Raw genomic sequence first — 25,152 nt, 5'->3', positions numbered from 1 at the left:
CACTTCATTGTGTTTCGCGAGATCAGTAGCCTTCGATCTCCGGCCATCGGGTCTCTACGCCGACGTGGTGCAGCAGGCGCTGCAGCTCCGCGAACACCTCGGGTTTGTCGGCCACTTCCTCAGGTGTGTGTCCGTCGCTCAGGCAGAACGCGGCGAGCGTGCCGGCGACCTCGCCGATGTTCCACTCGACGGGGTGTAGGCGGTAGCACCCGTTGGTGATGTGGGTGGTGCCGATGTTCTTCGCCGCGGGCAGCAGGTTCCGCATCCGCACGGGCACCAGCGACCGCAACGGGATCTCGAACGGTGAGCCGGCCACGTCGATGTAGTTGTCGCCGCCGGTGGACGGGTGCAGGTCGATTCGGTAGCTGCCTACGCCGACCGAGTCCTCGTACCTGACCGCACCGTGGTTACCGCGTACGGTCAGTGAGAGGTCCTGCTCGACGACCGTGTACTTGGCACGGATGCGCCTGGACTCCCTGACGTACGGCGCCAATGCCAGCCCGTCGGTGGTGCCGATCAGGTCGCCGCGTGGCCGTAGGCCGGGGAACCCTGTGCCACCGTCGGCACGTGGCGCCTCGGTCTGCATCCAGTACAGCATCGAGAGGCTCAGCTCGCGGGCGCCTGCCACGTGCCTGGCTGCTTCGGCATCGTCGACCTCGAAGATCGGGCCTGCGAGGTAGTCGATCATCGGCCAGTTGACGAGGCATGTGTCGCTGGCGAGGAAACCTTCGGTGAAGGTGCGTCGCGCGGCGATCCTGCGGAAGGTCCACAGTTCCTTGTCGCCGGCATCCTTGCTCTGGTCGGCGAACATGTGTGCGCTGCGGTCGTCCGGATTGGGCAGGAACTGACGGGTGACCGGCTCGAGGGTGCGTGGATCGGGCGCCGTCCAGCTGAGCAGTCGGTCCGGCCAGTAGCTCGGCTGGTAGTCACGCCAGAAGGCGTAGTTCGCCGGCCGGTCGATCGTGTGGTCCTCACCCGCGCGGTGGTCGACTACCAGGCACACCGAGACCGCCTGCATGTTCAGTGGTTGCGCCTGCGCCGCGCCATGTGGCTCACTGGTCTCCGCCGCGGCCTCGAACCCGGTGACGTACTCGGTGCCGGTGAGCGGCAACAGCTCGCCGGTCTCCGTCGCGTCGAGCACGTAACCTGCGGTCACCTCGGCGGTGTCGCCTGCGGCGTCGCGCAACAGGACGGACCGCACGCGATCGCCGTCCACGTCGGCGGCGACCGGCCGACAGCCGGTGCGGACCCGAAGCCGTCCGGTCGCCCGGTACGGCGCGAGCATGGCTTCGATCACCGCGAGCCCGACCCGGGGTTCGTGGCACAGCTTGCTCACCCGTCCCGCGCCGGGGTTGAGCCAGCGATCGTTGTACGCCTCGGCGGTGAGCGGATACCAGCTGCGGTAGTACGCCCTGATGCCGTCGCGCAGCGCTCGATACGACTTCGTGCACCCGAACTGCTCGATCCACGGGTGCTCGTCGGGCGGTACGGCCTGTGCCGTCAGCTGGCCACCGAGCCACTCCGTCTCTTCTGACAGCAGTACTGTCCACCCCTGCCGGAGCGCAGCAAGCGCGGCGGCCACCCCGCCCAGGCCGCCGCCGATCACGGCGATGTCCACTTCCTCCAACGTCATCGGCTCCGTCCTCGTGTCGTCCTGCGCGTACGGGTGCCGGTGGCGCGCGGCACCTTGCCGACCGTCGTGCCCGCGGTGAACGAACAGGGCACGGTGACGTTCGCCGGTTGCGCGGCCGGTGTGTCGATGGCGTCGAGCAGTAGCCGCACGGCCTGCCTGGCCATCTCCTCCCTGGGGATGCGGAAACCGGTCCAGTTGCTCGTGCCGCTGACGGTCGGTACGTCGCCGAGCACTGCTACGGAGATGTCGCCGGGCACGTCGAGGCCGAGCTCGGCGACCGTGTCCAGGTACCGCTGTGCCGACTCCGGGTCCTCCAGGACGAGTGCCGTGCAGCCGTCTTCGACCAGCTGCGCGATCACCGGCTCGATCTCGCGGCGCTTGCCGAGCCGCAGTAGCTGTGTGGTGTCGCCGATGCCGGCGTCCTCGACAGCCGCCTGCCAGCCGGTGGCACGGTCGTGGTCCGGCGTCTTGGGCTGGTACGCGCCGAGGTAGGCGATGTTGCGGTGTCCGAGCTCGACGAGGTGTGCCGCGACCTGCGCGGTGACTGCGGCGTAGTCGGCGGCCACGTACGAGAACTCGCAGTCGGGGATCTCCCGGCGCCCGACGTAGACGAACGGGAAGCCCTCCCTGGCCAGCCGGGCTACCTCGGCCTGGTTCTCCCTGCGGCCGAGCAGGATGCAGCCGTCGGCGAGGGCGAGTCGGTTGACGCCGCCGGCATAGATGCTGCGCCGCTGGTCGGGCAGTGTGGCACTGGTGAAGAGCAGGAGATCGTAGGCCGCGCGCTCGGCCTCCTGCTCGATGGTGACGAGGAACGGGTTGTAGAAGTCGCGGTCCCTGGAAGGGAAGACGGCCTCGAACGTGTAGACGCCGAGCAGCCGGTTGCGTCCGCCGGCGAGGCTGCGCGCGGCCGGATTGACCGAGTAGCCGAGCTGCTCGGCGACCTCGAGCACGCGCCGTCGCGTCGGTTCCGCCACTCGCCGTGCGGCGGCCTCGCCGTCGCTCAGCACGAGTGAGACGGTCGCCTGCGACACACCGGCAGCGCGCGCGATGTCGGCCTGCCGTGCTCGCGCCCGTTGCCGCTGCTCCGGCTCCCGTGGCTGTTCCGCGTCCATGATCACCTCAGAGTTATGCGCATAACTAATGCGCATAACGGCGACCGTATACGCGCTTCGCCGAGATGGTCAAGACCCGACTCCGGCCGCCGATGGAGCTACGCGGGTGTGGTGTTCTGGTGCGTTCTGGTCAGGAGGGGCATTACCGATACGAGGGTGATGGCGACGTAGGCGAGTCCCAGTGCTACTACGGACCACACTGTGCCTGTGCTGCTCAGTAGGAACTGCGACACCATGGGTGCGGTGCCTGCGAACAGGGTCGTGCAGAGGGTGTAGCACAACGACATGCCGGTGTAACGGACGGCGGCGGGGAACACCTTGGCGAGGATTCCGGCCAGTGCGGCGTAGTACATCGCGTGCGGGAACGTCGCGAGCACCATGCCCAGCATGGCCAGCCAGAACGAGTTCGTCCCGATCAGTACGAACATCAGCGGCAGCAGGACGACCTCGGGCAGCAGGATCCAGGCGATCGCGCGCTTGATGTCGATCCGGCTGGCGATCACGGCGCCGAACGGCTGCACGATCACCTGGGCGATCAGCGCGATCGAGATGATGGTGAGGAACGCAGAGCGGTCGAAGGACAGCTCCGTGGTCGCCCACGAGAGCGCGAACGTCGTCTTCACGTAGGTGATGGAGATCCCTGCGGTGACCGCGCCGACGCCGAGCAGCACGAGAACCGGGTGGCTCAGGAGCACGTCCTTGATCGGGAGCCTGGACACCTCCCTGCGTTCGATGACCTTCCGCATCTCTGGGGTCTCGGCGAGTCGCAGCCGGATGAAGAGGCCGACGGCGACCAGCACCGCGGACGCGAGGAACGGCACTCGCCAACCCCACGACTCGAATGCCGCGTCCGGGAGCTGGGCCATGAGCAGGAACGCGGCCGTCGCGAGCAGGTTCCCCGCGGGGGAACCCTGTTGGGCGAACGCGCCGTAGAGCAACTTCTTACGCGGTGGCGCGTACTCCGTCGCGATGAGTACGGCGCCGCCCCACTCGCCGCCGATCGCGACGCCCTGGATCATCCGCAGCAGGATGAGCAGGACCGGTGCGGCGACACCGATCTGTACGTACCTGGCAACGCGCCGATGCCGCATGTCGAGAGACCCATCAGGGTCAACGTGACGATCAGCGCGGTCTTGCGTCCGTAGCGGTCGCCGAAGTGGCCGAAGATCACGGCGCCCAACGGCCGGGTGAGGAAGCCGGTCCAGAAGGTGGCGAAGGCCGCGAGCGTGCCGATGGCCGGTGGTGCTCCGGAGAAGAAGATCTTCCCGAGCACCAGCGCGGAAGCCGAGCTGTAGATGTAGAAGTCGTAGTACTCGATGGTGGTGCCGATGAAGGCTGCGATCCCGGCGCGGCGGGCCTCGCGAGGCGCGGGGTACGCATCGTCGCTCACGCCAGGCTGGGAAGTCGCCCGTTCTGCCATCATCGCTCCTCGCTGATCGGCCGCCGTTGGCCCCGCGACGGGAAGTGGGTTACCGCAAAGTCAGTAGCGCAGCATGCTCAGCTCGAACGGTGCTATCTCGAACACCTTCAGCATGTTCCGCACCGCGACCATGACGTCGGTCGCGGTTGCGTACCCCTCCGCGCGCAGCGGCGGGAACGGTGGTTCTCCGTCGTCCACGAGTGCCTGGACGCGCTGTGAGTAGACCTTTATGACGAGCTCGAGCAGTGCCCTGAGCTCCTCGTCGCTGAGCTGCTCGACATCGGCCGGCAGTGGGGTGCTCATGGATGCCGTCCTCGCTAAGGGATGGTGATGAAGATGTCGCCGTCGCGTACCACGACGTCGAACGAGCGCAGTCGGAACCGGGGATCCGCGATGTTCTTCCCCGTTTCGACGTCGTACTCCCAGCCGTGCCAGGGACACGCGATGTCGATGTGCTCGGTGGAGAAGTCGGCGCCGACGACCTGGCCGCCCTCGTCGAGGTGCTCCTCCCAACGCCCGAGTACGTCGCCTCGGCACACCGGACCGCCTTGGTGTACGCACCGGTTCTCGTACGCGTAGAACTTGCCCTTCACCTTGAAGATGCCGATCTCGACGCCGCCCGCGTCGATGAGCACCCGGTCGCGCTCGGCGACGTCGTCTGCGGCGCAGACGTGGTACTCGGTGGGCACTCTCGCGGTCACGTGCTCCTGGGTCATGACTCCACCTCGGCAACGTCGAGCATGGCCGGCTGGGGCAGGTCGAACAGCCGCATGGCGTTCTCGCCGAGGACCTGTTTGCGCCCCTGGTCGCTGAGGAACGGCAGGTCGTAGATCCGGCTCGGCAGGTCGAAGTCCCAGTGCGGGTAGTCCGACGCGTAGAGCAGCTGGGACTCCCCGTCGACCATGTCGAACACCATCTCGAGGTACTCCATCTTCTCCGGGTACTCCAGCGGCTGCGTCGCGAAGAACATCTCCTTGATGTACTCGCTCGGCCGGCGCTTCAGCAGTGGTGCCTCGGAGGGCCGCATGAGGAACTCGTGGTCGAGCCGTTGGATCGCGAAGGCGAGCCAGAAGATGCCGGCCTCGAAGAAGACCCACTTGAGCCTGGGGAACCGTTCGGGGAGCCCGTTCACGACGACGTTGAACAGGTGCAGGATGTTGTAGAGCGGGAAGTCCAGCGCATGCACCGACATGAACCGGTTGAGCTGTGCGCTGGCGCTGGCGGCGTGCCAGTTCGGTCCGCTGTGGAACCCGATGGGCAGGCCGCGTTCCTGCAGCGCCGCGTACGTCTTCATGTAGCTGTTGTGGTAGATCGGCGTCTTGCGCACGCTCGTCACCATGAACCCGACGACGCCTGGTTTGTCGCCGAGCTCGACGACTTCCTGGTACGACGCTTCCGGGTCGTTGAACGGGAGGTAGAGCAGTGCTTTGACCCTGGGGTCGTGCCCGAGGTAGTTCTCCACGAGCCACCGGTTGTATGCCTGCGCGACCGCGACCTCCACCTCGATGTCCGGGTGCTCGCCGAGCGCGAGCATCGGGGTGGGGAAGATCGACGCGTAGTCGATGCCGATCACCCGCATGTCGTCGAGCAGGCCCTCGACCGACGGTGCGCCGCGGGTGCCCGGGATCGGCGTGTCACGGAAGATCCGGCCGCCGGCGTCGCGGTCACCGTAGCTGCCGGCGAGGTCCATGTTGGCCATGCTCGGCACCTTCGAGTACAGGTGCTTGATCGCCGGGTTCTTGATGAACGGGATGAGCTCGGCCATGTTCATCGTCTCGATGATGTGGCAGTCCACGTCCACGATGGGGATGTCGTAGAGCCCGCGCGCCTTCGCCTCCTTGGCGGCGTTGGCGAGCAGTCCGCGGCGTGGCTCGGTCTTCAGGATCATCGCTTCCGCGCGGCGGAGCTCCGGGGATGTGGTCATCGGTTCCCTTCGACGTCGTTGGCGGGTCCGAAACTGCCCGGTCGGGTTAGCTCGACGAGCCCACGAAATTGGAGCTAGATTCTATAGAGGGAAGTTAATTGGATCACTGTTCCATGTCAATGGATGCCGACCCGCGGAATGGGACGTGCAGGCGGGTAGGAGCGTGGTTGCGGTCGTAGGGTGGTGTCTTCCCAATTCGCTCAGGGGGTTTCATGCGTTGGAAGACGATGCTGCGTGACCTGCCCGGTCGCACTGCGGCCGGCGCGTTCATCCTGAACTCGGGTCTGTCCAAGCGCTCGGCGGATGCCGAGACCGCGGAGCACCTGCACGGCATGGCCAGCGGGACGTACCCGTTCGTGAAGAACCTCGACGCACAGACGTTCACCCGGTTGGTCTCGGCCGGCGAGATCACGCTCGGCACGGTGCTGCTGCTCCCTGTCGTGCCCACCGCGGTCGCGGGTGCCGGGCTGGCGGCGTTCGCCGGTGGGCTGTTCGGTCTGTACCTGCGTACGCCGGGGATGCGGCAGGAAGGGAGCCTGCGTCCCACACCGGACGGCATCGCGCTGGCGAAGGACACCTGGCTGCTCGGCATGGGTCTCGGTTTCGTCCTCGACACGGTCGCGGGCGACCGGAAGTGACGTCGGGCCAGGGTGTGCCGAGCGGCGCGGTCGACTAAACTCGGGCCTGCTCGGCGGGGACGACGACCTGGCACGCTCGACCATCGGAGTGGGATGGCGGAGACCGAGCAGCTTTCTGGTCAGGAGGCCGCCAAGCCCACCGCGGCCGGGATCTACGACGTGTACCTCGCCGGGTCGAAGCACACCGACGCCGAGCGTGCGGCGGCCACCCAGCTGCGTACCGCGGTGCCGGAAGCCGAGATCATCGCGGGCGCCAACCGGGCGTTCCACCAGCGCGCCACTCGCTGGCTCGCCGAGCAGGGCATCCGGCAGTTCCTCGACCTCGGCGCCGGGTTGCCCACCCAGAACAACACGCACGAGGTCGTGCAGCGCATCAACAGGGACGCGCGGGGTGGTGTACGTCGACGACGACCCCCGTGCGGTCGACCGCGGCCAGGAGCTCGTGGCGGGTTCGGTGAACACTGAGTACATCCACGCCGACGCGTGCAAGCCGGACGACGTGCTCGGGCACCAGAAGACGCGCGACCTGATCGACTTCGGGCAGCCGGTCGCCGTGCTCAGCACCGCCGTGCTGCACTTCGTCTCCGACCAGCGTGACCCGCTCGGCGCGGTCGCGACGTACATGGAGACGTGTGCGCCTGACAGCTACCTCGCGCTCAGCCACGTGACGGCGGACAAGCAGCCGCCGGCGGCGCTACGCGGGCTCTTCGGCGTCTACAAGAACACCAACGAGAGCATCTACCTCAGGTCCAGGGACCAGGTGGAGATGTACTTCGCCGACCTGGAGATCGTGCCGCCGTACGAGGGGGCAGAGCCCAAGGTCACGTTCCTCGGGCTGTGGGGATGCGAGGACCCGGTCGAGGCCGACGACGACAGCGGCCGGTGGCTGTACTGCGGCGTCGCCAGGCGACCCTGACCCGTCGCGTCGTCAGCCGCCGGCCTCGTCGGTGTAGGCGTGGAAGTCGCGCAGCAGCGCCTCCTCGTCGAGTAGCGTCTCGCGCGCCTGGTGGCCGAGCGCCTGCGCGACGCCGCCGGCCAACGCCTGCGTCAGCGACGTGAACGCGGTCACCGATCGCAGTACGGACGGCCCCGACACGTCGACGTAGAAGACCTCGTCCGCGGTGAGTGCCAGCGGTGAGCCGGGGTTGTCGGTGAGCGCGATGCCGTGGGCGCCGCGGCGTTGCGCCCAGCCTGCGGCGCGTACGGTCTCCGTGCTGTACCTGTGGATCGCGAGCGCGACGAAGCAGTCGCCGGCCCGTACCCGGCGGAGGTCGTCGGCGAGGGTGCCCGCCCCTACGGTGACCGTCTCGACGTCCTCGCGCACCATCCGGAGCAGGTAGCCGAGGAGGTACGCGGGTGCGTGGCACTTGCGTAGGCCCATCACGTGCACCCGTGGCGCCTCGCTGAGCGCCGCGACGGCCGCGTCCCAGGTCGCCGGCTCGATGCGGGAGACGGTGCGGGCGATGTTCGCCTGGTCGGCCATGGTGGCGCGCTGCAGTAGCTCCTCACCGTCGCTCTCCATGGTGTCGTAGCGGTGCAGCAGCTGGGCCTGTTCGCGCAGCCGCAGTCGGCAGAGGTGAGCGACTCCCGGGTAGCCCTTCAGGCCGAGACTGCCGGCGAAGCGCACCACCGTCGCCTCGTTGACACCGGCGTCCGCCGCCAGCTCGGAGATGGTCATGAACGCGACGGCCTCGGGGTCGGCCATGATCCGCTGCGCGAGCCGCCGGTGCGCGGGGGACAGCGACGGCAGTCGGTGCTGGAGCTCGCCGACCAGCTCGTCGAACGTCTCCGGTGGTGCGGTCATGCCGCTCCTCTCCTTGACCGCGACATCTTTGCATGTCTAGCGTTGTTTGCAAGTCTATTTGCATCCCGCCGCCGGCGCGAGGAGGAGACGTGGTCGCACACTCGGCAACCCTGGAGATCAACGAGCGGGTGGCGGCCTACCGCGACGCCGGCCGCAAGGTGCTCCACCTCGGCTTCGGGGAAGCCGGCCTGCCCGTCCACCCTGCGCTCGCGGACCGGCTGCACGAGGCGGTGGCCGCCAACGGTTACGCGCCGGTCGCGGGATCGGCGGCGGCGCGGCAGGCGGCCGCGGGCTACTGGAGCCGTCGCGGCCTGCCCACAGGACCCGACCAGGTGCTGCTCGCACCCGGCAGCAAGCCGCTGCTGTACGCGGTGCTCGCCGCGGTCGGCGGCGACGTGGTGCTACCGGTGCCTTCGTGGGTCACGTACGCGGCACAGGCGGCGCTCGCTGGCAGGAAGGTGATCGGCGTGCCGGTGGCCGACGGCTACGGTGGGGTGCCCGATCCCGACCGGCTCGTGGCCGTCGTACGGGACGCGCGCGCGGCCGGCGCCGACCCGCGGCTGCTCGTGGTCACGCTGCCCGACAACCCGACCGGCACCCTGGCTCCCGAGCACGCGGTGCGCGAGGTGTGTGCGATCGCCGAGCGCGAGGGCCTGGTCGTGCTCTCCGACGAGATCTACCGCGACCTCGTGCACGACGGCGGCGCAGTAGCCAGCCCGGCGAGCTACCTGCCGCAGCGCACCATCGTGACCGGCGGGCTCAGCAAGAACCTGGCGCTCGGCGGTTGGCGCATCGGGTTCGCCCGGTTGCCTGACACCGCGGAAGCTGCCCGGTGGCGCGACACCATGCTCGGCGTCGCGTCCGAGCTGTGGTCGTGCATCGCCAGCCCGATGGAGAACGTCGCGGTGTACGCGCTCGACGAGCCCGCGGAGGTCGTCGAGCACGTGACGCGGGCGCGCCGGTTGCACGGTGCCGTTGCCGCCGCCGTCGCGGAGACCTTCGCGGCCGCGGGTGCGACGCTGCGTACGCCGGATGCTGCCTTCTACCTCTATCCGGACCTCGAGGCCGTCCGTCCCGGGCTGGACCGGCAGGGCGTGCGCTCAGGCGCCGACCTCGGCAGGTACCTGCTGGACGAGCACGGCCTCGCCGTGTTGCCGGGGGAGAGCTTCGGCGACGCTCCTGACGCGTTGCGGTTCCGCGTCGCCACCAGCCTGCTGTACGGCGACACAGAGAAGCGGTGGGCCGCGCTGGCGTCCGACGACCCGGTGCGGCTGCCGTGGATCGCCGGGTCGCTGGAGCAGCTGCGCGGCATCCTCGGCTCAGTGGCGAACCAGGTCTCTGTATGACAGTATAACCGTTATGTTCGACGAGTACGACGCGCTCAGCTTCGACTGCTACGGCACGCTGATCGACTGGGAGACGGGTATCGCCGCGGTGGTCGGGCCGTGGGCGCGGCAGTTCGATTCGGGGATCACCGACGAACAGGCGCTCGTCGCGTACGCGGAGGAGGAGGCGCGCGTCGCCAGGGAGCGGCCGGCGACGCTCTACCCGGTCGTGCTGGCCGGCGCGTTCCGCGCCACCGGCGAGAAGCTCGGCTACCCGGTGTCCGACGAGGACGCCGAGCGGCTGGGCGCCTCGGTGCCCGACTGGCCCGCGTTCGACGACTCGCACGATGCGTTGGCGGCGTTGGGCGAGCGGTTCAAGCTGATCATCCTGTCGAACGTCGACCGGCAGAGCTTCGAGGGAAGCAGGAAGCGGCTCGACGTCGAGTTCGACCACGTGATCACCGCCCAGGACGTGGGCAGCTACAAGCCGGCACAGCGGAACTTCGACGTACTGAAGCAGTACGCGGACGACAGCCGGCTGCGGCTGTTGCACGTGGCGCAGAGCCTCTTCCACGACCACGTGCCCGGCAGGGCCGCGGGCCTGCCCGGCGTGTGGATCAACCGCAGGCACGACCGGCCTGGCTGGGGCGCGACCCCCGACCCGCGCGCATCGGTCACCCCGGACTGGGAGTACCCGTCGATGGCCGCCTTCGCCGAAGCCGCGCTGCACAGCTGATGCCAGCCGCCGCTACTTCTTGGCGGCGAAGTTCCTTACGGCACGGTCGAGGTGCGCCTGCATCGCGCGCTGTGCGCGGCCGAGGTCGCGCGACGCGATCCGCCGGAACAACGTGCGGTGCTCGGCGGCCAGGTCCTGCGCGCCCGGGTAGTCGGACTGCAGCTGGGCGAGGCACAGCTGCATCTCCTCCTGCAGCGGCGGGTAGACGCGGTCCAGCCGGGGGCTGCGCGCGCACCCGACGAGCGCGTTGTGGAACGCCGTGTGTGCCTCCACCCGCTCGGCCCAGCTCGCGTCCGCGGCGAGCGACTCGAACGCGACCAGCTGCCGCTCGGCGGCGTCGAGGTCCAACCGCTCGTCGACGATGCGCTGCACGGCCGCCAGCTCGAGTGGCTTGCGGACGAGGAACAGGTCGCGCACGTCGTCCTCGGTCAGCACCGGTACGACGAGCGAACGGCCCTGCGACGGTTGCGCGAGGTGGCGGCTCACCAACACCTGCAGCGCGGACCGCACCGTAGGGCGTGCCACGCCGAACATGGTGGCCAGCGAGATCTCCACCAACGGCTGCCCGGGTGCGAAGGTGCCGCCAAGGATGTGCTTGCGGATCTCGGCGACGAGCGCGTCCCGCGTGCTCGTGGTCTGCAACGTCACGCTCATGCCGCCCACCTTCCGAACCCCGGCAGGCTATCAGTCAGACCGTCATGCCGTAGCCGTCAGAGCGCGCCCGCGGCACCCCTCGCGATCGGGTCGGTGCTTGCGGTCAGGCCGGCGTCCGCGTCGCGGGTCACCACGACCGGCCGGCCGAGCTCGTAGCCGTACGGGCTGTGCTGTTCCTGCACCACCTTGACCGGCAGGCCGGCCGCGGCCATCGCCTCCGCGGCGGCGCCGAGGCGTTCCGAGACGAGCGCCGCGCTGCCGCTCGCGTCGATGCGGGGTTCGAGCACGACGTCGCCCGCCGACAGCGACCGGTCGACGATGCCCTGTACCAGCTGCACGACGGCGTCCACGATGCGACGGCCGCCGGGCGCGCCGACCGCCGCGGTCGGTCGGCCGTTCCTGGTGAGGACGACCGGGCCCATGTTCGCCAGCGGCCGCGCGCCGCCGGCGATGCTGTTCGCGGCGTCCGGGTACGCGTTGAACCATCCCATGGCGGCGTCGAGCAGCAGGCCCGTACGTTGGCACACCACCTTGGCGCCGAAGTGGTTCGCGGCCGTGTGGGTGAGCGACACGGTCATGCCGTCGCCGTCGATCGCGGAGACGTGCGTCGTGCCGGCCGTCGGCGTGGTCGCGCCGCCCGGTTGCCAGGTCGGCCCCTCGCGTCCGCCGTGCCGCCACGGGTCGTGCACGGCACGGCGCGCGAACACCTGCCAAGGGAAGCCCTCCGCCGGTGTCGAGACCGGCGGCGCGGCGCCGGTACGCACCAGCTCGGCGAGCTCCGCGGCGTACGGGTCGCCGAGCAGCTCGGTGGACGGAACCGGCACGAAGTTGGGGTCGCCGAGCCAGTGGTACCTGTCGGCGAAGCAGTGCCAGCTGGCCTCCGCGAGCTGCCGCAGCCGCTGCGGGTCGTCGACCGACCGGCCGTCGCGTTCCGGCAGCAACGCCTGCCAGACGTTCAGCAGCTGCAGCTCGGTGAGCCCACCCGACGGTGCGACCGGCGCCCACACGTCGACGTCGCGGAAGGTGAGTCGCAGCGGGGTGCCGATGCTCACCTGTCGGCCGGCCAGGTCCGCCTCGGTCCACCGGCCGCCCAGCTCGCGGACCGTCGACACCAGGTCGGCCGCCACTTCGCCCGCGTAGAAGCCGTCATGGCCGCGGTCGGCGACGATCTCCAGGATGCGGCCGAGCGCCGGTTGGCGCACAAGCCGGGTGGTGCCGAGCGTCGCGGTGCCCAGGTGCGGCACGGGGAACGGGTCGCCGCCGGCGAGGAACACCTCGCGTGCGCCAGGGTCACGGCGTAGCGCGGCGAGGTTGTCGACCGCGTCGACCAGGTAGTACTCGTCGGCGGGGAAACCGTCGTACGCGGCCCGGACGGCGGGTGCCAGCACCGTCTGCCGGTCCAGCCGGCCGAACCGATCGTGTGCGGCGAGCAGACCTGCGATGGTGCCTGGGATGCCGGCGGCCAGCGCGCCCGTGACGTTCGCGTCGCCGACGACCGTGGACACCCCGAGGCCGCGGTCGGCCGCGGCGCCCTCGTCGACCTCGTACATGTCCGGTCGGGCGGCGGCCGGCGCGCGCGGGCCGAACTCCACGCTGTGCGCCGTGCCGTCGCCTTCGGCGACGACGAGGAAGCCGGAGCCGGCGAGCGTGGTCTCCATCGGTTCGACCACGCCGGCGACCAGCCCGGCCGCGACGGCGGCGTCGACCGCCGTGCCGCCCGCTTCCAGCATGGCCAGCCCGGCGTCCACGCTGACCTGGCGTGCGGCGGCGACGGCGCCGCGGTGACCGCGCGCGGGCGTGCGGGTGATGTGCTGCGTGGACGAGCTGGTCATCGGGTGGCCTCCGCGGTCTCGGTGTCCGTGACTTCTTCGCCCTCGTCGCCGAGGCCGCGCTCCTTGGTTTCCTTGAGCATCGGGAGCGCGAGCAGCGAGAGCACCGCACTCGCCGCGACGAGCGTCGAGACCGAGTACACCGTGCCGGTCGTGGCGAACAGCCAGGCGGCCACGAACCCCGTCGGCGCGCTCCACAGGACCGACGACAGCTGGTAGCTCATCGCCACACCGGTGTACCTGATCCTGGTGGGGAAGAGCTCGGCGAGGAAGCTCGACTGCACCGCGTACGTGCCGGCGTGGCCGAGGGTCCAGGCGATCACGCTGGCCAGCACGAGGCCCCACAGCGTGCCGGTACGGACGAGCGCGTAGAACGGGTACGCCATCACCAGCCAGGAGCAGATGCCGATCGCGTACACTGGTCGTCGGCCGATGCGGTCGGACAGCCGGGAGAACACCACGTACGCCGGCATCGACGCGAGGGCGCCGACCATGCCGGCGATGAGCACCCAGCTGCTCGGCACCTTGAGTTCGGTCTGCGCGTAGCTGCCGAAGTAGGTGATCAGGCCGTACGCGCCGAGCGAGAACGACGCCTGCAGCAGCACGCTGGCGGCTAGCACCCGCCAGTGGTCGCGCACCAGCGCGACGAGCGGGACGCGTGGCTTGGCGGTGTCGTCGGACTCCTTGGCCTGCTTGAAGACCGCGGCGTCGGTGACGTTCAGCCGCATGTAGAGGCCGACGAGCACGAGCACGCCGCTGAACAGGAAGCCGATCCGCCAGCCCCAGGCGAGGAACGCCTCCTCGGACACCGCGAACACGATGACCTGCAGCACCCCGTTGGCGGCGAAGTAGCCGAGCGGGTTGCCGAGCTGGCTGAACACGCCGTAGAAGCCGCGCCGGCCCTTCGGTGCGTGCTCGACGGCGAGCAGGGCCGCGCCGCCCCACTCCCCGCCGAGCGCGAAGCCCTGGCAGATGCGCAGCACGGCGAGCAGGAACGGGGCGGCGATGCCGATGGTGTCGTAGCTGGGCACAAGGCCGATGCAGAACGTGGCGATGCCCATCAGCAGCAGCGTCGCGATCAGCGAGGTCTTGCGGCCCAGCCGGTCGCCGAAGTGCCCGAACACCGCGGCGCCGAGCGGGCGGGCGAGGAACGCTACGCCGAACGTGGCGAACGAACCGAGCGTGGCCGCCTGCTCGTTGCCGGCGGGGAAGAACACGCCGGGGAAGACGAGCGCGGCGCACAGGCCGAAGAGGAAGAAGTCATACCACTCGATGGTGGTGCCGACCATGCTCGACGCGGCGACGCGCCGCAGCTGGCGGTGGCGTCCGGTGGTCATCGACAGCCTTTCTGCCCTGGCTTACAAATCGATTTGCATCACCATAGAACAGGCTGACCCCGCGGCAAACCCCGGTGCGCGATACTCGTCCCGTGGCCGAGGAGACCGGGACTGCGAGCAACCGCACAGTGACGATCCGCGACGTCGCGGAGGCGGCCGGCGTCTCGGCCACCACGGTGTCGCACGCGCTGTCCGGCCGCCGCGTCGTCGCACCTGCCACCCGCGCCAAGGTGGCCGCGGCGGTGGACCGGCTCGGTTACCGTGCGAACGAGGCCGCCAGGTCGCTGCGCACCGGCCGGCTCGGCATCCTCGGCCTGGTGTTCCGGCCGCGCGACGCGGTACACGGCTCGCTGATGGGCACCGAGTACCACCAGCGGCTCGCCGGTGCCGCCGCGACCGCCGCCCTGGACCGCGGACTCGGCCTGCTGCACATCCCCGACCCGCTCGGCCCGGAGGCCAGGCGGCTGCCGATGGACGGCTGCATTCTGGTGTCGCCGAGCGGCTCCGACCGGCTGCTCGGCGAGCTGATCGGCCGCGGCCTGCCGCTGGTCAGCGCCGATCCCGACCCCGACCACCCGGAGCTGGGCTGGTGGGTGGGCAGGGACGACACCGGCGCGATCGCCGAGGTGCTCGACCACCTGGACGCCGCGGGCGCGCGGGACGTCGTGCTGCTCGTCGGCACCGACGACAACGCCTGGAACAGGGGCAGCAGGCTCGGCTTCGAGGCGTGGCTGCGCGACCGTCCGCACGTCGGCACCGTCGTGCCGTTGTTCGAGGGCACCGGGGCACCTGGCGCCGACGAGGCGGTCGACGAGCTGCTGCGCGCGGGTCAGCGTCCGGACGCGATCATCGGTTCGTCCGGCCGGTTCGCCGCCGGCGCTGCGGCGGCCGCCCGCAGGCACGGCCTGGCGACGCCGGGCGACGTCATGCTGGTGGCGCTCTCCGACAGCGAGGTCGCGCGCGGCCACGACCCGCAGATCACCGCGCTCGAGCTGCACCCGGAGCGGATCGCCCGCGCCGCCGTCGCGCTCCTCGTGGACCGCCTCGACGGCCACGACCAGCCACCGCCGCGGGTCTTCACGCCCACCCTGAAGGTCCGCGCCTCCACCACCAGGTGACGGCACGCCGGCTCACGGTCTGGCCACACCGTGCGGCCGATGCCGACCGGCGGCGGCCCGCTCCCGGCCGGGCGGGAGCGCCGCCTGGGTATGGGCGCGATCGCACAGCAGCCGTGCGACCGCGGCCAACCTGCGCGGCGACCGGCTGGCGGCGGTCCTGGCGAGGATCGCCCACGATGCTGCCACCAGGAGCGCCGCCATGACGTACACGGCGGACTGGAACCGTGCGGGATAGAACTCGTGCAGGTAGGTCTGCTGGAAGGTCCCGGGCAGGGACGGCTCGCCACCCCTGACGAGCAGTGCGTTCTGCAGCGAGGTGAGCGGACAGTTCAACGGCGTGCCGACCACCGCCAGCGCCCAGGCCACCGCAAGCGCGTGCAGCGGGAACGTCTTCCGCAGCCAGCACGCTAGGTAGCCGCCGACGACCACGTAGCCCAGGTAGCTGAAGTGCAGCACGGCCACCGCGTCCGCCAGCCACCGGAACCACTCCAGCTCCTGTGCCTGCTCGCGCGTGGCCTGTGGCCGACGCGTCGGATAGCTCACGACCGACCTCCGCAGCGTCTCCTACCAGCATAGATCGCTCATCGGTGGCCGGGGAGGTGGCGCGCGAACCACGCCCCGGCAGCTTCGGCCACCTGGTCGAGCGCACCCGGCTCCTCGAACAGGTGGGTCGCGCCCGGCACCACGTCCAGCCTGCTGGTCGCGATCTGCGGTTGCAGCCGCTGGTTGATCTCCAGGACGGGTGCGTCGTGCTCGCCGACGACCAGCAGGGTGGGTGCCACCACCTGCGGCAGGGCGGCCTCCGCGAGGTCCACCCGGCCGCCGCGGGAGACGACGGCGCGCACCGCGTCGGGCCGGTTGGCGGCCGCGATCAGCGCGGCCGCCGCGCCGGTGCTCGCACCGAACAGCCCGACGGGTTCGTCGGCGGTGCGGGGTTCCGCGGTCAACCAGTCCACGATGGCCGTGGTGCGTTCGGCGAGCAGCGGGATGTCGAACCGCACCTGTCTGGTGACCCGGTCCAGCTCGTCCTCCTCGGCGGTGAGCAGGTCCACCAGGGCCGTGCCGAGGCTGTCGCGCAACAGCGTCTCCGCGACCTGCCGGTTGCGCGGGCTCTGTCTGTCGCTGCCGCTGCCATGCACGAAGACGACGACGCCGATGGCCTCGGACGGGATGGCGAGATCGGCCTCGAGGACGGCTGCGCCGAGGTCGATCTGGACGTTCTCGTCGACGAACATTGGTGACCCGCCGGAACTCATGGTCTGCTGGTCTCCTGCCAGGCTACGCTGGTGCGGCGGCCCGTCGTACCGCGTCGGCGATCGCCTTCGCGTCGATCCCCGCACGGCTGAGCTGTTCCGCCGGGCGTGCCGAGCCCGGCATCCCCTGCACCGCGAGCTTCACCACCCGCGGCCTCTCGTCGGCGACGGCGAGAGCGTCGAGCACGGCGCCGCCGAGCCCGCCGGCCGGCCAGTGGTCCTCCACGGTGACCAGACAGCCGGTGCTCGCCGCCGCCTCGCGGAGGGTCGGCACGTCCACCGGCTTGATCGAGTAGAGGTCGACCACGCGCACGGCCGTGCCCTCGGCACGGAGCTCCTCTGCCGCGGCGAGGGCCTCGTGCACGGTGACACCCGCGGCCACGATGGTGGCCCGGTCGCCGGCGGAGGACCGCAGCACCTTGCTGCCGCCGACGGGGAAGTCCTCGTCCGGGTGGTAGATGACCGGAGTGTCGCCGCGTGTCGTGCGGAGGTAGCTGATGCCCGCCACGTCCGCCATCGCCGCGGTCAGCTTGCCCGCCTGGTTGGCGTCGCACGGGTACAGCACGGTGCTGCCGTGCACGGCACGGAAGCAGGCGAGGTCCTCCAGGCCCATCTGCGACGGGCCGTCCGGCCCGTATCTCCACGCCCGCGTGCGAGCCGACGAGCCGGATGTCTGCCGAGCCGATCGCGGCCATCCGCACGAAGTCGTACGCGCGGGTCAGGAACGCGGCGAACGTGGCGACGTACGGTGTCCAGCCGCGCGTCTGCATTCCCACGGCGGCCGCGACCAGCTGCTGCTCGGCGATGTAGCACTCGATGAACCGGTCGGGGAACGCCTCGGCGAAGAAGCTGGTGCGGGTCGAGTCGCTCACCTCGCCGTCGAGCGTGACGACGTCCGGTCGTGCGGAGCCGACCTCGGCCAGCGCGTGGCCGAACGCCGTCCTGGTGGCCGTCGCACTGCCGGTGTCGTACCGGGGCACCTGGATGTCGGCGCCGGCCGGGAGCGTGCCGTTCGGCCCTGGCCGGGAACCTGCCGGCGGGCTGACCGCAAGGTCCAGGTGCCGCACGCCGCCGAGCTCCTCGATCGCGCCGTCGGCGTCGTTCAGCGGCTTGCCGTGCATGCCCTCGTGGTCTTCCACAGCCGCCACGCCCTTGCCCTTCAGGGTTCGGGCGAGGATCGCCGTCGGACGTTTGCTGTCCTCGGCATCCGTGTACGCGCGGTCGATCTCGGCGGTGTCGTGCCCGTCGACCTCCACCGTGTGCCAGCCGAAGGCGGCGAACCGGCTGGCGTACGCGGCGGTGTCCCAACCGAGCCTGGTAGGCCCGCGCTGGCCGAGCCTGTTCACGTCCACGATCGCGACCAGGTTGGCCAGGCCGGCGTGCCCGGCGTGCTCGGCCGCCTCCCAGGTGGAGCCTTCGGCGAGCTCGCTGTCGCCGCACAGCACCCAGACCCGGAACGGGTCGTCGCTCAGCTGCCGGCCGGCGATCGCGATGCCGACACCGATCGGGAGCCCCTGGCCGAGCGACCCGGTCGCCGCCGGTACGAACGGCAGCCGCGGCGTCGGGTGTCCCTCCAGCCGGCTGTCCAGCTGGCGGTAGCTGCCGAGCTCGTCGGCGGAGATCGCGCCCATCGCCCGATACATGGCGTAAAGCAACGGCGAGGCATGCCCCTTGGAGAAGAGCAACGCGTCGTTGCGTGGGTCGTCGGGCGCGCTGACGTCGTACCGCAGGTGCGCGAGCAGCACGGCGCCGAGGTCGGCGGCCGACATCGACGAGGTGGGATGCCCCGACCCCGCCGTCGCCGCGCAGTGCACCGCGTCGACCCGCAGCTGCTGGCCGAGCTCGGCGAGGAACTGGCTGCGTTGGCGAGTAGCAAGCATGCGGTGCACCTACCCGGCGTGAGCACAGGCATTCATGGGTAGCGCCATCCGCTGTGGGTAGGGAGACCGGCAGTGGACGTGCACAGCGTCCACGAATCACGAGACGAGGAGTTTGGCATGGCAACTCTGCTGTGGATCATCGCTGCGCTGTTAGTGGTCGGCGGCGTCTTCGCCATCATCCGCAAGCAGCTGATCTGGGGAATCGTGCTGATCGTGGTCGGGCTGCTTGTCGGTCCCGGAGGCGTGAGCATCTTCGGGTAGCACCCGTGTCCGGTCAGCGGCCGAGGGCGGCAAGTACCTCGGCGTCGTCGACCTGGCGGAAGTCCTGGTACCACGCGCCCACCGAGAGGAAGTCGACCCGCGACAGCACGCACACGACCTGGTCGGCCAGCGCCGTCAGGCGGTCCGCCGTCTCCTGCGCGCACACCGGTGCGCCAAGCAGGAGCCGGCGCGCCCCTCGGGTACGCAGTGCGCGCAGGGCGGCTTCCGCGGTCACCCCGGTCGCGAGCCCGTCGTCGACGAGCACGACGTCGTGCCGTGTGACGTCGGGCAGTTGCCGGTCACCGCGGTACCGCTGACACTGCCTCTCCAGCTCCACCCGTTCGGCCGCGGCCAGCTCGGTGACCTCGTCGCGGGTCGCGCCGACGGTTGCCGCGGTGTCGGAGACGACGAGGTCGTCGGTGCCCTCGGCGACGGCCCCGATACCGAGCTCCCGATGACCGGGAGCGCCGACCTTCCGCACGACGAAGACGTCCAGCGGCGCGTCGAGCGCGGCAGCGACCTCTGCTGCGACCGGTACGCCTCCGCGCGGCAGCCCGAGTACCAGCGGGTCCGCGGGTCTCGCCGCCGCCACGTGCGTTGCCAGCTGCCGGCCGGCGTCCCTGCGGTCGTCGAATCGCACGTCTGCTCACCACCTCACGGCATCGGCTGCCCGGCGGCGTGCGTCGCTAGGCGTTGCCGGGTCGTTGCTCCTCGGGTACCAGAACTACCCCGTCGTGACCGTCCGTTGTCGAGCACTCCCACGGGCGGCGTCCTCGGCGGCGACGATCCGCTTGGCCAGGTCGCGCACCTTGATGTTGTGGTTCTGCGACGACTGGGCGAGCAGCGTGAACGCCTGTTCGGTCGTGAGACCGTGCCGCTCGGCGAGAATGCCGGTCGCCTGGCCGATGCGCTGCCTGGTGTGCAGGGCCTCGGAGAGCTGCGCCTGCTCGTTCGCTGTGGCCAGGGCGACCGCAGCGTGGGAGGCGAAGATCTGTGCGACCTCACGGGTGACCTCGTCGAACGCGCCGGGCTGGGCGGCGAACAGGTTCAGCGACCCCAGGGTGTCGTCCTGGGTGAACAGCTGAATCGCGACCATGCTGTGCACGCCGTTCTCGACCGCGTGCGCGGCGAACCTGGGCCAGCGGCGCTCGTCCGCGAAGTCGTCGCACCAGACGATCCGCTCCTGCCAGATCTGTTCCAGGTCCGGCCCTTCGCGCAGCTCGTACTGCACATTGTGCAGCGCCTTCGCGGTCTCGTCGGTCGCGGCGAGCAGCATGCCCCTATCGTGGTGCGCCTCGGTGACGGACGCGGACGTGCAGCCGGCGACGACTGCGACGGCCAGGTCACAGATCTCCGCGACGGTAGTCCCCGTACCTTGGGTTGCCCTGAGATGTCGGGCAGCGGCGGCGAACCACCGCGCGAGATCGTGCTCTTCGGACAACACGGGACCTACCTCTCCGTCCAGGCAATGACTATAGCCGGCACAAACGTCAAGCTTGGGTCAAAGCAGGCAGCCGGGCTTGAGGAGACGGGGTGGTGGTGCCTACAGTGAAGGTGGAGAGCGGTCGAGAACAGGCCCTCTCGTGCGAAGGTCAAGCAGCGCGCCTCGCATTTCCCGATCAAACGGGTGGGCTTGGTGCACGATGCGACGCACATTCTCTCGAGGGTCCTCGTCCTCACCCGTTTGGTATGCCTCACTGAGGTGAAGCTATGCATATCGCGATGGTGACCGGGCAAACACTGCCCCCTGAGCGTACGTACCAACCAACCGGCACGCAGTCGCAGGTAGTACCGCTGGCGAGCCGGCTGGTGGAACGCGGCCACGACGTAACGGTCTACGTACCGTCCGACGACGACTCGTCGACGGCCGGCAGCGCACGCGGTGTTCGCGTCGAGTACGTGGACGTCGGTACCGAGGACGACGACATGCCGGCCCGCTACGCCGCGGGTTTGCGGCGGCGGTGGCAGCAGGAGGCGCCCGACCTGGCGCACGCTTCGTCGTGGACCGCCGGCCTGGCCACCGTGGCCGCCGAGCGGGACGACGTCGCCTTCGTCCAGGACTACCGCGACACCGAAGGCTCGCACCTGGACGGCCAGGTGCAGCGGCTCGCGGCCGCCCTCGGGCAACGCGCCGAGCGGGCCGTGGTGGCCAGCCGCGCCCAGGCCGACGTGCTGGCCAGGCGCGGGGTAGCCAGAGGGGACATCTCCGTGGTCCCGTACGGCGTGGACGACCAGCTCTTCGTGCCGGACGGCTCGCGGGTCGAACACGACGGCCAGTTGCGGCTGGTGTGCCCGGACGGCACCGCCGACGGGCACGGTAGCGATCTGTTGATCCGGTCGCTGCGCTCGGTGCCGGACGCCGAGCTGTTGATCGTCGACTACCCCGAGGGTGACAGCGCCAGTGACCAGCGCAGGGACCTGGCCGCCGAGCTCGACGTCGCCGACCGGGTCGAGGTCGTCGACGACCCGCCGCCAGCGGAGCTCGCCCGGCTCTTCCAGTCCGCGGACCTCGTGGTGAGCACGCCGACGACCGATGCCAGCATCGCCGGCTGTGTCGAGGCGATGGCCTGCGGGACCGCCGTGCTCGCGACGAGCGCAGGCGGTCGCGACGAGATCGTCGTGGACAAGGTGACCGGCCGGCTCGTCGCCGCCGAGGCCGAGCAGATGGGGGCGACCATCCACCAGCTGCTGCACGACCCGCCGCGCCGCCGCGCGTACGGCATCGCCGCCGCGGACCGCGCGTCCGTCTGCTACTCCTGGGACCGGGTCGCCGAGAGTGTCGAGGGCGTGTACACCAACGCCCTGGGCAGCGGCCGGTTCAGCGGTAGCCGCAGCGTCGGCTCGTTCCGGCTCAGTAGCCCGGCGTGACCGTTGCGGGCATAACGCTCGCCCTGATGGGGTAGGGAGGAGGAGTACCCCACGGGGAGGAGCGCGTCATGGGCCTGCGGCGCTGGCTGGGTGCGTGGCCGGCATTCCGCCAGCTCAGCGGGTCCGACCGGCTGGCGCGTGGCGAGGCGGCCAGGTCCCGTACGCAACGCCGTGCGCGCACGGCGGCGGCCGACCAGGTGGTGCAGTCGGTCTGCCCGTACTGCGCGGTCGGCTGCGGCCAGCGCGTGTACGTCAAGGACGGCGCGGTCACCCAGATCGAAGGCGACCCAGACTCGCCGATCTCCCGCGGCCGGTTGTGCCCGAAGGGCGCCGCCAGCAAGCAGCTCGTCACCCACGCCGGCCGCGCCGGGACGGTGCTCTACCGGCGCCCGCACGGCACCGAGTGGGAGCAGCTCCCGCTGTCGCAGGCGATGGAGATGATCGCCGACCGGGTGCTCACCACCCGCCGCGAGTCCTGGCAGGACGTCGACGAGGACGGCCGTCCCGTACGCAGGACCATGGGCATCGCGAGCCTGGGCGGCGCCACCTTGGACAACGAAGAGAACTACCTGATGAAGAAGCTCTACACCGCGATGGGAGCTGTGCAGGTGGAGAACCAGGCGCGGATATGACACTCCGCCACGGTCCCCGGTCTGGGGACCAGCTTCGGGCGGGGCGGTGCCACCACGTTCCAGCAGGATCTCGCCGCCTCCGACTGCATCGTGATCCAGGGCTCGAACATGGCCGAGTGTCACCCGGTCGGGTTCCAGTGGGTGATGGAGGCGAAGGCGCACGGCGCGAAGGTCATCCACGTCGACCCGCGGTTCACCCGGACGAGCGCGGTGGCCGACCAGTACGTCCCGCTACGGGCCGGTACGGACATCGCCTTCCTCGGCGGCCTGATCAACTACGTGCTCACCCACGAGCTCGACTTCCGTGACTACGTGGTCGCGTACACCAACGCCGGGGCGATCCTGCGCGAGGACTTCGTGGACACCGAGGACCTGGACGGGCTGTTCTCCGGCTACGACCCCGAGAGCCGGCACTACGACACCACGTCGTGGGAGTACGAGGCGGCGGACGTCCACCCGGCCGCAGGACAGCGCGACCAGTGGTCGGAGAACGCCGGCCAGGTCGGCGTCGAGCACGGCGGCCGGGCGATAAAGGCGGCCGCCAGCGGGCAGAGGTACGGCAGCGGCGGCGCCACCGTCGGCAGCAAACCCCGCATCGACGAGACGCTGCAACACCCACGGTGTGTGTACCAGGTGTTGAAGCGGCACTTCGCCAGATACACGCCAGAGCTGGTCGAGCGGGTCTGCGGCATTCCCGCCACGGACTTCCATGCCGTCGCGGAGGCGGTCACCAGCAACTCAGGCAGGGAACGCACGACGGCGTGGTGCTACTCCGTCGGCTGGACCCAGCACACGGTCGGTGTGCAGTACATCAGGTGCGCGTCGATCCTGCAGGCGTTGCTCGGCAACATCGGCCGGCCGGGAGGCGGCATCCTCGCATTGCGCGGGCACGCGAGCATCCAGGGCTCCACCGACGTCCCGACACTGTTCGACCTGCTGCCCGGGTACATCCCCATGCCGCACGCGCACCACCACGTCGACCTGGACGGCTTCGTAGCCGCCGATGCGGGTACGACCGGTTTCTGGGGCAACATGCGGGCCTACACGGTCAGTCTGCTGAAGGCGTGGTGGGGTGACGCGGCCACCGCCGACAACGACTACTGCTTCGACTACCTGCCCAGGATCAACGGCAACCACGGGACGTACCGCACAGTGCTCGACCAGATCGCCGGCAAGGTGAAGGGGTACTTCCTGGTCGGTGAGAACCCGGCGGTCGGCTCCGCCAACGGCCGACTGCAGCGGCTGGGACTGGCCAACCTCGACTGGCTCGTCGTACGCGACCTGTCGTTGGTCGAGAGCGCGACGTTTTGGCGCGACGGCCCCGAGGTCACCATCGGCGAGATGCGGGCGGAGGACATCGGCACCGAGGTCTTCTTCCTGCCGGCCGCGGCACACACCGAGAAGGCCGGCACGTTCACCAACACGCAGCGGCTGCTGCAGTGGCACAGGCAGGCGACCGACCCACCCGGGGAGGTGCGCAGCGACCTGTGGTTCTACTACCACCTGGGCCGGCGGCTGAAGGAGAAGGTCGCCGACTCCGCGGACGAGCGCGACCGTCCGCTGCAGGACCTCACCTGGGACTACCCCACAGCAGGCGCGTACGAGGAACCCAGCGCCGAGGCCGTGCTCGCCGAGATCAACGGGTACGGGCCCGACGGTCACCTCTCGGCGTACACCCAGCTGCGCGACGACGGCTCGACCAGCTGCGGCGTCTGGATCTACTGCGGGGTCTACGCCGACGGCGTCAACCAGGCGGACAGGCGCCGGCCAAGGACGGAACAGAGCCGGGTCGCGCCCGAGTGGGGGTGGGCCTGGCCCGCCAACAGGCGCATCCTCTACAACCGGGCCTCCGCCGACCCGCAGGGACGGCCGTGGAGCGAACGGAAGCGGTACGTGTGGTGGGACACCGGCGCACGCCGGTGGGTCGGCGAGGACGTCCCCGACTTCGAGGCGACCAAGCCGCCGGACTACCGGCCACCAGAAGGGGCGCGCGCCGAGGACGCCATCGCAGGGACCGACCCGTTCGTCATGCAGACCGACGGGCTGGCGTGGCTGCACGCGCCTGCGGGTCTCGTCGATGGCCCGTTGCCCACGCACTACGAGCCGGTCGAGTCACCCGTCGACAACCTGTTGTACGGCCAGCGCACCAACCCGACGGCGGAGGCGTACCTGCACCCGGGTAACCGCCACCACGACGTCGACGGTGCGGTCTACCCGTTCGTGTTCACGACCTACCGCCTCACCGAACACCACACCGCCGGCGGGATGAGCCGCACGCTGCCGTACCTCGCCGAGCTGCAACCCGAGTTCTTCTGCGAGGTCTCGCCCGCGCTCGCGCGAGAGCGTGGGTTGACGCACTGCGGCTGGGCCGTCCTGATCACCGCACGCGCGGTGGTCGAGGCGCGCGTGCTGGTCACCGACAGGCTCCGGCCGCTGCGCATCGGCGACCAGGTGGTGCACCAGATCGGGGTGCCGTACCACTGGGGCGGGAACGGCCTGTCCACCGGTGACTCGGCGAACGACCTGCTCGCCGTGTTGCTCGACCCGAACGTGCACATCCAGGAGGCGAAGGCGGCGACCTGTGACATCCGTCCCGGCCGCCGGCCAGGCGGTGCGCAGCTGCGGGAGCTGGTGGAGGCGTACCGGCGCCGCGCCGGTATCGACGAGCCGAGGGGAGGACCAGCCGCGTGACCAACCTGCGCGACCGACTGTACGGCCCGCTCGCCGA

20 protein-coding genes and 3 pseudogenes are annotated in these 25,152 nt (G+C 70.3%); 8 read left to right on the top strand and 15 right to left on the bottom strand.

The window, feature by feature from the left end:
• Window positions 1-22: 22 nt before the first annotated feature.
• The 6 genes and pseudogenes from GEV07_04220 to GEV07_04195 all read right to left on the bottom strand — a co-directional run bounded on the left by GEV07_04220 (window position 23) and on the right by GEV07_04195 (window position 6,089).
• A complete protein-coding gene (locus GEV07_04220; protein ID MQA01951.1) occupies window positions 23-1,633 on the bottom strand; it encodes an FAD-dependent oxidoreductase in 1,611 nt (536 codons plus the stop codon).
• On the bottom strand, window positions 1,630-2,781 hold the full coding sequence (locus GEV07_04215) for a LacI family DNA-binding transcriptional regulator (GenBank protein ID MQA01950.1): 1,152 nt from the start codon (window positions 2,779-2,781) through the stop codon (window positions 1,630-1,632). The genes GEV07_04220 and GEV07_04215 overlap by 4 nt, the downstream gene beginning before the upstream one ends.
• 62 nt (window positions 2,782-2,843) lie before the next feature.
• Window positions 2,844-4,165: pseudogene (locus GEV07_04210) on the bottom strand (MFS transporter).
• A 60-nt stretch (window positions 4,166-4,225) separates the two neighbouring features.
• On the bottom strand, window positions 4,226-4,468 hold the full coding sequence (locus tag GEV07_04205; GenBank protein ID MQA01949.1) for a hypothetical protein: 243 nt from the start codon (window positions 4,466-4,468) through the stop codon (window positions 4,226-4,228).
• Window positions 4,469-4,482: 14 nt separating this feature from the next.
• Window positions 4,483-4,881 carry a Rieske 2Fe-2S domain-containing protein gene (locus tag GEV07_04200; protein MQA01948.1) on the bottom strand — a complete coding sequence of 133 codons (399 nt, stop codon included), beginning with the start codon at window positions 4,879-4,881 and terminating at the stop codon, window positions 4,483-4,485.
• Window positions 4,878-6,089, bottom strand: a complete 1,212-nt coding sequence (locus tag GEV07_04195; protein MQA01947.1) for an amidohydrolase family protein — start codon at window positions 6,087-6,089, stop codon at window positions 4,878-4,880. Before GEV07_04195 ends, GEV07_04200 begins: the two co-directional genes overlap by 4 nt.
• Before the next feature lie 212 nt (window positions 6,090-6,301).
• On the opposite strand from GEV07_04195, the gene GEV07_04190 reads away from it, so the two are divergent.
• The gene (locus GEV07_04190) at window positions 6,302-6,727 is read left to right on the top strand and encodes a hypothetical protein (protein ID MQA01946.1); all 426 of its coding nucleotides are present in this window, start codon (window positions 6,302-6,304) and stop codon (window positions 6,725-6,727) included.
• A gap of 93 nt (window positions 6,728-6,820) precedes the next feature.
• A pseudogene (locus GEV07_04185) lies at window positions 6,821-7,643 on the top strand (hypothetical protein).
• Window positions 7,644-7,655: 12 nt separating this feature from the next.
• Here GEV07_04185 and GEV07_04180 read toward each other — a convergent pair.
• Entirely contained in the window at window positions 7,656-8,531 is an 876-nt protein-coding gene (locus tag GEV07_04180; GenBank protein MQA01945.1) for an SIS domain-containing protein, read from the bottom strand.
• An 89-nt stretch (window positions 8,532-8,620) separates the two neighbouring features.
• On the opposite strand from GEV07_04180, the gene GEV07_04175 reads away from it, so the two are divergent.
• Both GEV07_04175 and GEV07_04170 read left to right on the top strand, forming a co-directional pair.
• Window positions 8,621-9,877 (top strand): aminotransferase class I/II-fold pyridoxal phosphate-dependent enzyme, encoded by a 1,257-nt coding sequence (locus GEV07_04175; protein ID MQA01944.1) that lies wholly within the window; start codon window positions 8,621-8,623, stop codon window positions 9,875-9,877.
• Between the two features lie 13 nt (window positions 9,878-9,890).
• Entirely contained in the window at window positions 9,891-10,592 is a 702-nt protein-coding gene (locus tag GEV07_04170) for an HAD-IA family hydrolase (protein MQA01943.1), read from the top strand.
• A 12-nt stretch (window positions 10,593-10,604) separates the two neighbouring features.
• Here GEV07_04170 and GEV07_04165 read toward each other — a convergent pair whose 3' ends face one another.
• Genes GEV07_04165 through GEV07_04155 form a run of 3 tightly spaced genes read right to left on the bottom strand, consistent with a single transcriptional unit; the run spans window position 10,605 to window position 14,412 of the window.
• Window positions 10,605-11,246: an FCD domain-containing protein gene (locus GEV07_04165; GenBank protein ID MQA01942.1), complete on the bottom strand. Its 642-nt coding sequence runs from the start codon at window positions 11,244-11,246 to the stop codon at window positions 10,605-10,607.
• 56 nt (window positions 11,247-11,302) lie between these two features.
• Window positions 11,303-13,078: a hypothetical protein gene (locus GEV07_04160; GenBank protein MQA01941.1), complete on the bottom strand. Its 1,776-nt coding sequence runs from the start codon at window positions 13,076-13,078 to the stop codon at window positions 11,303-11,305.
• On the bottom strand, window positions 13,075-14,412 hold the full coding sequence (locus GEV07_04155) for an MFS transporter (protein ID MQA01940.1): 1,338 nt from the start codon (window positions 14,410-14,412) through the stop codon (window positions 13,075-13,077). Before GEV07_04155 ends, GEV07_04160 begins: the two co-directional genes overlap by 4 nt.
• A gap of 53 nt (window positions 14,413-14,465) precedes the next feature.
• Here GEV07_04155 and GEV07_04150 point away from each other — a divergent pair, with 53 nt between their 5' ends.
• Window positions 14,466-15,530 (top strand): LacI family DNA-binding transcriptional regulator, encoded by a 1,065-nt coding sequence (locus tag GEV07_04150; GenBank protein MQA01939.1) that lies wholly within the window; start codon window positions 14,466-14,468, stop codon window positions 15,528-15,530.
• 12 nt (window positions 15,531-15,542) lie between these two features.
• Here the strand turns inward: GEV07_04150 and GEV07_04145 are convergent, their stop codons facing one another.
• From GEV07_04145 to GEV07_04125, 5 genes and pseudogenes are all read right to left on the bottom strand, one after another.
• Entirely contained in the window at window positions 15,543-16,088 is a 546-nt protein-coding gene (locus GEV07_04145; protein MQA01938.1) for a DUF2784 family protein, read from the bottom strand.
• Window positions 16,089-16,111: 23 nt separating this feature from the next.
• Window positions 16,112-16,765 (bottom strand): hydrolase, encoded by a 654-nt coding sequence (locus tag GEV07_04140; GenBank protein ID MQA01937.1) that lies wholly within the window; start codon window positions 16,763-16,765, stop codon window positions 16,112-16,114.
• Window positions 16,766-16,808: 43 nt separating this feature from the next.
• Window positions 16,809-18,663: pseudogene (locus GEV07_04135) on the bottom strand (transketolase).
• Between the two features lie 274 nt (window positions 18,664-18,937).
• Window positions 18,938-19,564 carry a phosphoribosyltransferase gene (locus GEV07_04130; GenBank protein ID MQA01936.1) on the bottom strand — a complete coding sequence of 209 codons (627 nt, stop codon included), beginning with the start codon at window positions 19,562-19,564 and terminating at the stop codon, window positions 18,938-18,940.
• 84 nt (window positions 19,565-19,648) lie between these two features.
• Window positions 19,649-20,368 (bottom strand): ANTAR domain-containing protein, encoded by a 720-nt coding sequence (locus tag GEV07_04125; GenBank protein MQA01935.1) that lies wholly within the window; start codon window positions 20,366-20,368, stop codon window positions 19,649-19,651.
• 266 nt (window positions 20,369-20,634) lie between these two features.
• On the opposite strand from GEV07_04125, the gene GEV07_04120 reads away from it, so the two are divergent.
• The 3 genes from GEV07_04120 to GEV07_04110 all read left to right on the top strand — a co-directional run bounded on the left by GEV07_04120 (window position 20,635) and on the right by GEV07_04110 (window position 25,115).
• Window positions 20,635-21,792 (top strand): glycosyltransferase, encoded by a 1,158-nt coding sequence (locus tag GEV07_04120; protein ID MQA01934.1) that lies wholly within the window; start codon window positions 20,635-20,637, stop codon window positions 21,790-21,792.
• A gap of 68 nt (window positions 21,793-21,860) precedes the next feature.
• On the top strand, window positions 21,861-22,424 hold the full coding sequence (locus tag GEV07_04115) for a dehydrogenase (GenBank protein ID MQA01933.1): 564 nt from the start codon (window positions 21,861-21,863) through the stop codon (window positions 22,422-22,424).
• Window positions 22,425-22,445: 21 nt separating this feature from the next.
• Entirely contained in the window at window positions 22,446-25,115 is a 2,670-nt protein-coding gene (locus GEV07_04110) for a molybdopterin-dependent oxidoreductase (GenBank protein MQA01932.1), read from the top strand.
• The last annotated feature ends 37 nt before the right edge of the window (window positions 25,116-25,152 follow it).

It is taken from the genome of Streptosporangiales bacterium (assembly GCA_009379825.1).
Lineage (GTDB): Bacteria > Actinomycetota > Actinomycetes > Streptosporangiales > WHST01 > WHST01.
The sequence above is the reverse complement of the archived record's forward strand: the minus strand, read 5'-3'. Positions and strand labels throughout refer to the sequence as shown.

What these genes read in the sequence shown, in the direction of transcription:
- GEV07_04165 (MQA01942.1), bottom strand. Translation starts at nt 11,246, where the DNA reads ATGAGCGTGACGTTGCAGACCACGAGCACGCGGGACGCGCTCGTCGCC.
- GEV07_04115 (MQA01933.1), top strand. Translation starts at nt 21,861, where the DNA reads ATGGGCCTGCGGCGCTGGCTGGGTGCGTGGCCGGCATTCCGCCAGCTC.
- GEV07_04170 (MQA01943.1), top strand. Translation starts at nt 9,891, where the DNA reads ATGTTCGACGAGTACGACGCGCTCAGCTTCGACTGCTACGGCACGCTG.
- GEV07_04215 (MQA01950.1), bottom strand. Translation starts at nt 2,781, where the DNA reads ATGCGCATTAGTTATGCGCATAACTCTGAGGTGATCATGGACGCGGAA.
- GEV07_04220 (MQA01951.1), bottom strand. Translation starts at nt 1,633, where the DNA reads ATGACGTTGGAGGAAGTGGACATCGCCGTGATCGGCGGCGGCCTGGGC.
- GEV07_04190 (MQA01946.1), top strand. Translation starts at nt 6,302, where the DNA reads ATGCGTTGGAAGACGATGCTGCGTGACCTGCCCGGTCGCACTGCGGCC.
- GEV07_04160 (MQA01941.1), bottom strand. Translation starts at nt 13,078, where the DNA reads ATGACCAGCTCGTCCACGCAGCACATCACCCGCACGCCCGCGCGCGGT.
- GEV07_04180 (MQA01945.1), bottom strand. Translation starts at nt 8,531, where the DNA reads ATGACCGCACCACCGGAGACGTTCGACGAGCTGGTCGGCGAGCTCCAG.
- GEV07_04155 (MQA01940.1), bottom strand. Translation starts at nt 14,412, where the DNA reads ATGACCACCGGACGCCACCGCCAGCTGCGGCGCGTCGCCGCGTCGAGC.
- GEV07_04200 (MQA01948.1), bottom strand. Translation starts at nt 4,881, where the DNA reads ATGACCCAGGAGCACGTGACCGCGAGAGTGCCCACCGAGTACCACGTC.
- GEV07_04205 (MQA01949.1), bottom strand. Translation starts at nt 4,468, where the DNA reads ATGAGCACCCCACTGCCGGCCGATGTCGAGCAGCTCAGCGACGAGGAG.
- GEV07_04120 (MQA01934.1), top strand. Translation starts at nt 20,635, where the DNA reads ATGCATATCGCGATGGTGACCGGGCAAACACTGCCCCCTGAGCGTACG.
- GEV07_04140 (MQA01937.1), bottom strand. Translation starts at nt 16,765, where the DNA reads ATGTTCGTCGACGAGAACGTCCAGATCGACCTCGGCGCAGCCGTCCTC.
- GEV07_04195 (MQA01947.1), bottom strand. Translation starts at nt 6,089, where the DNA reads ATGACCACATCCCCGGAGCTCCGCCGCGCGGAAGCGATGATCCTGAAG.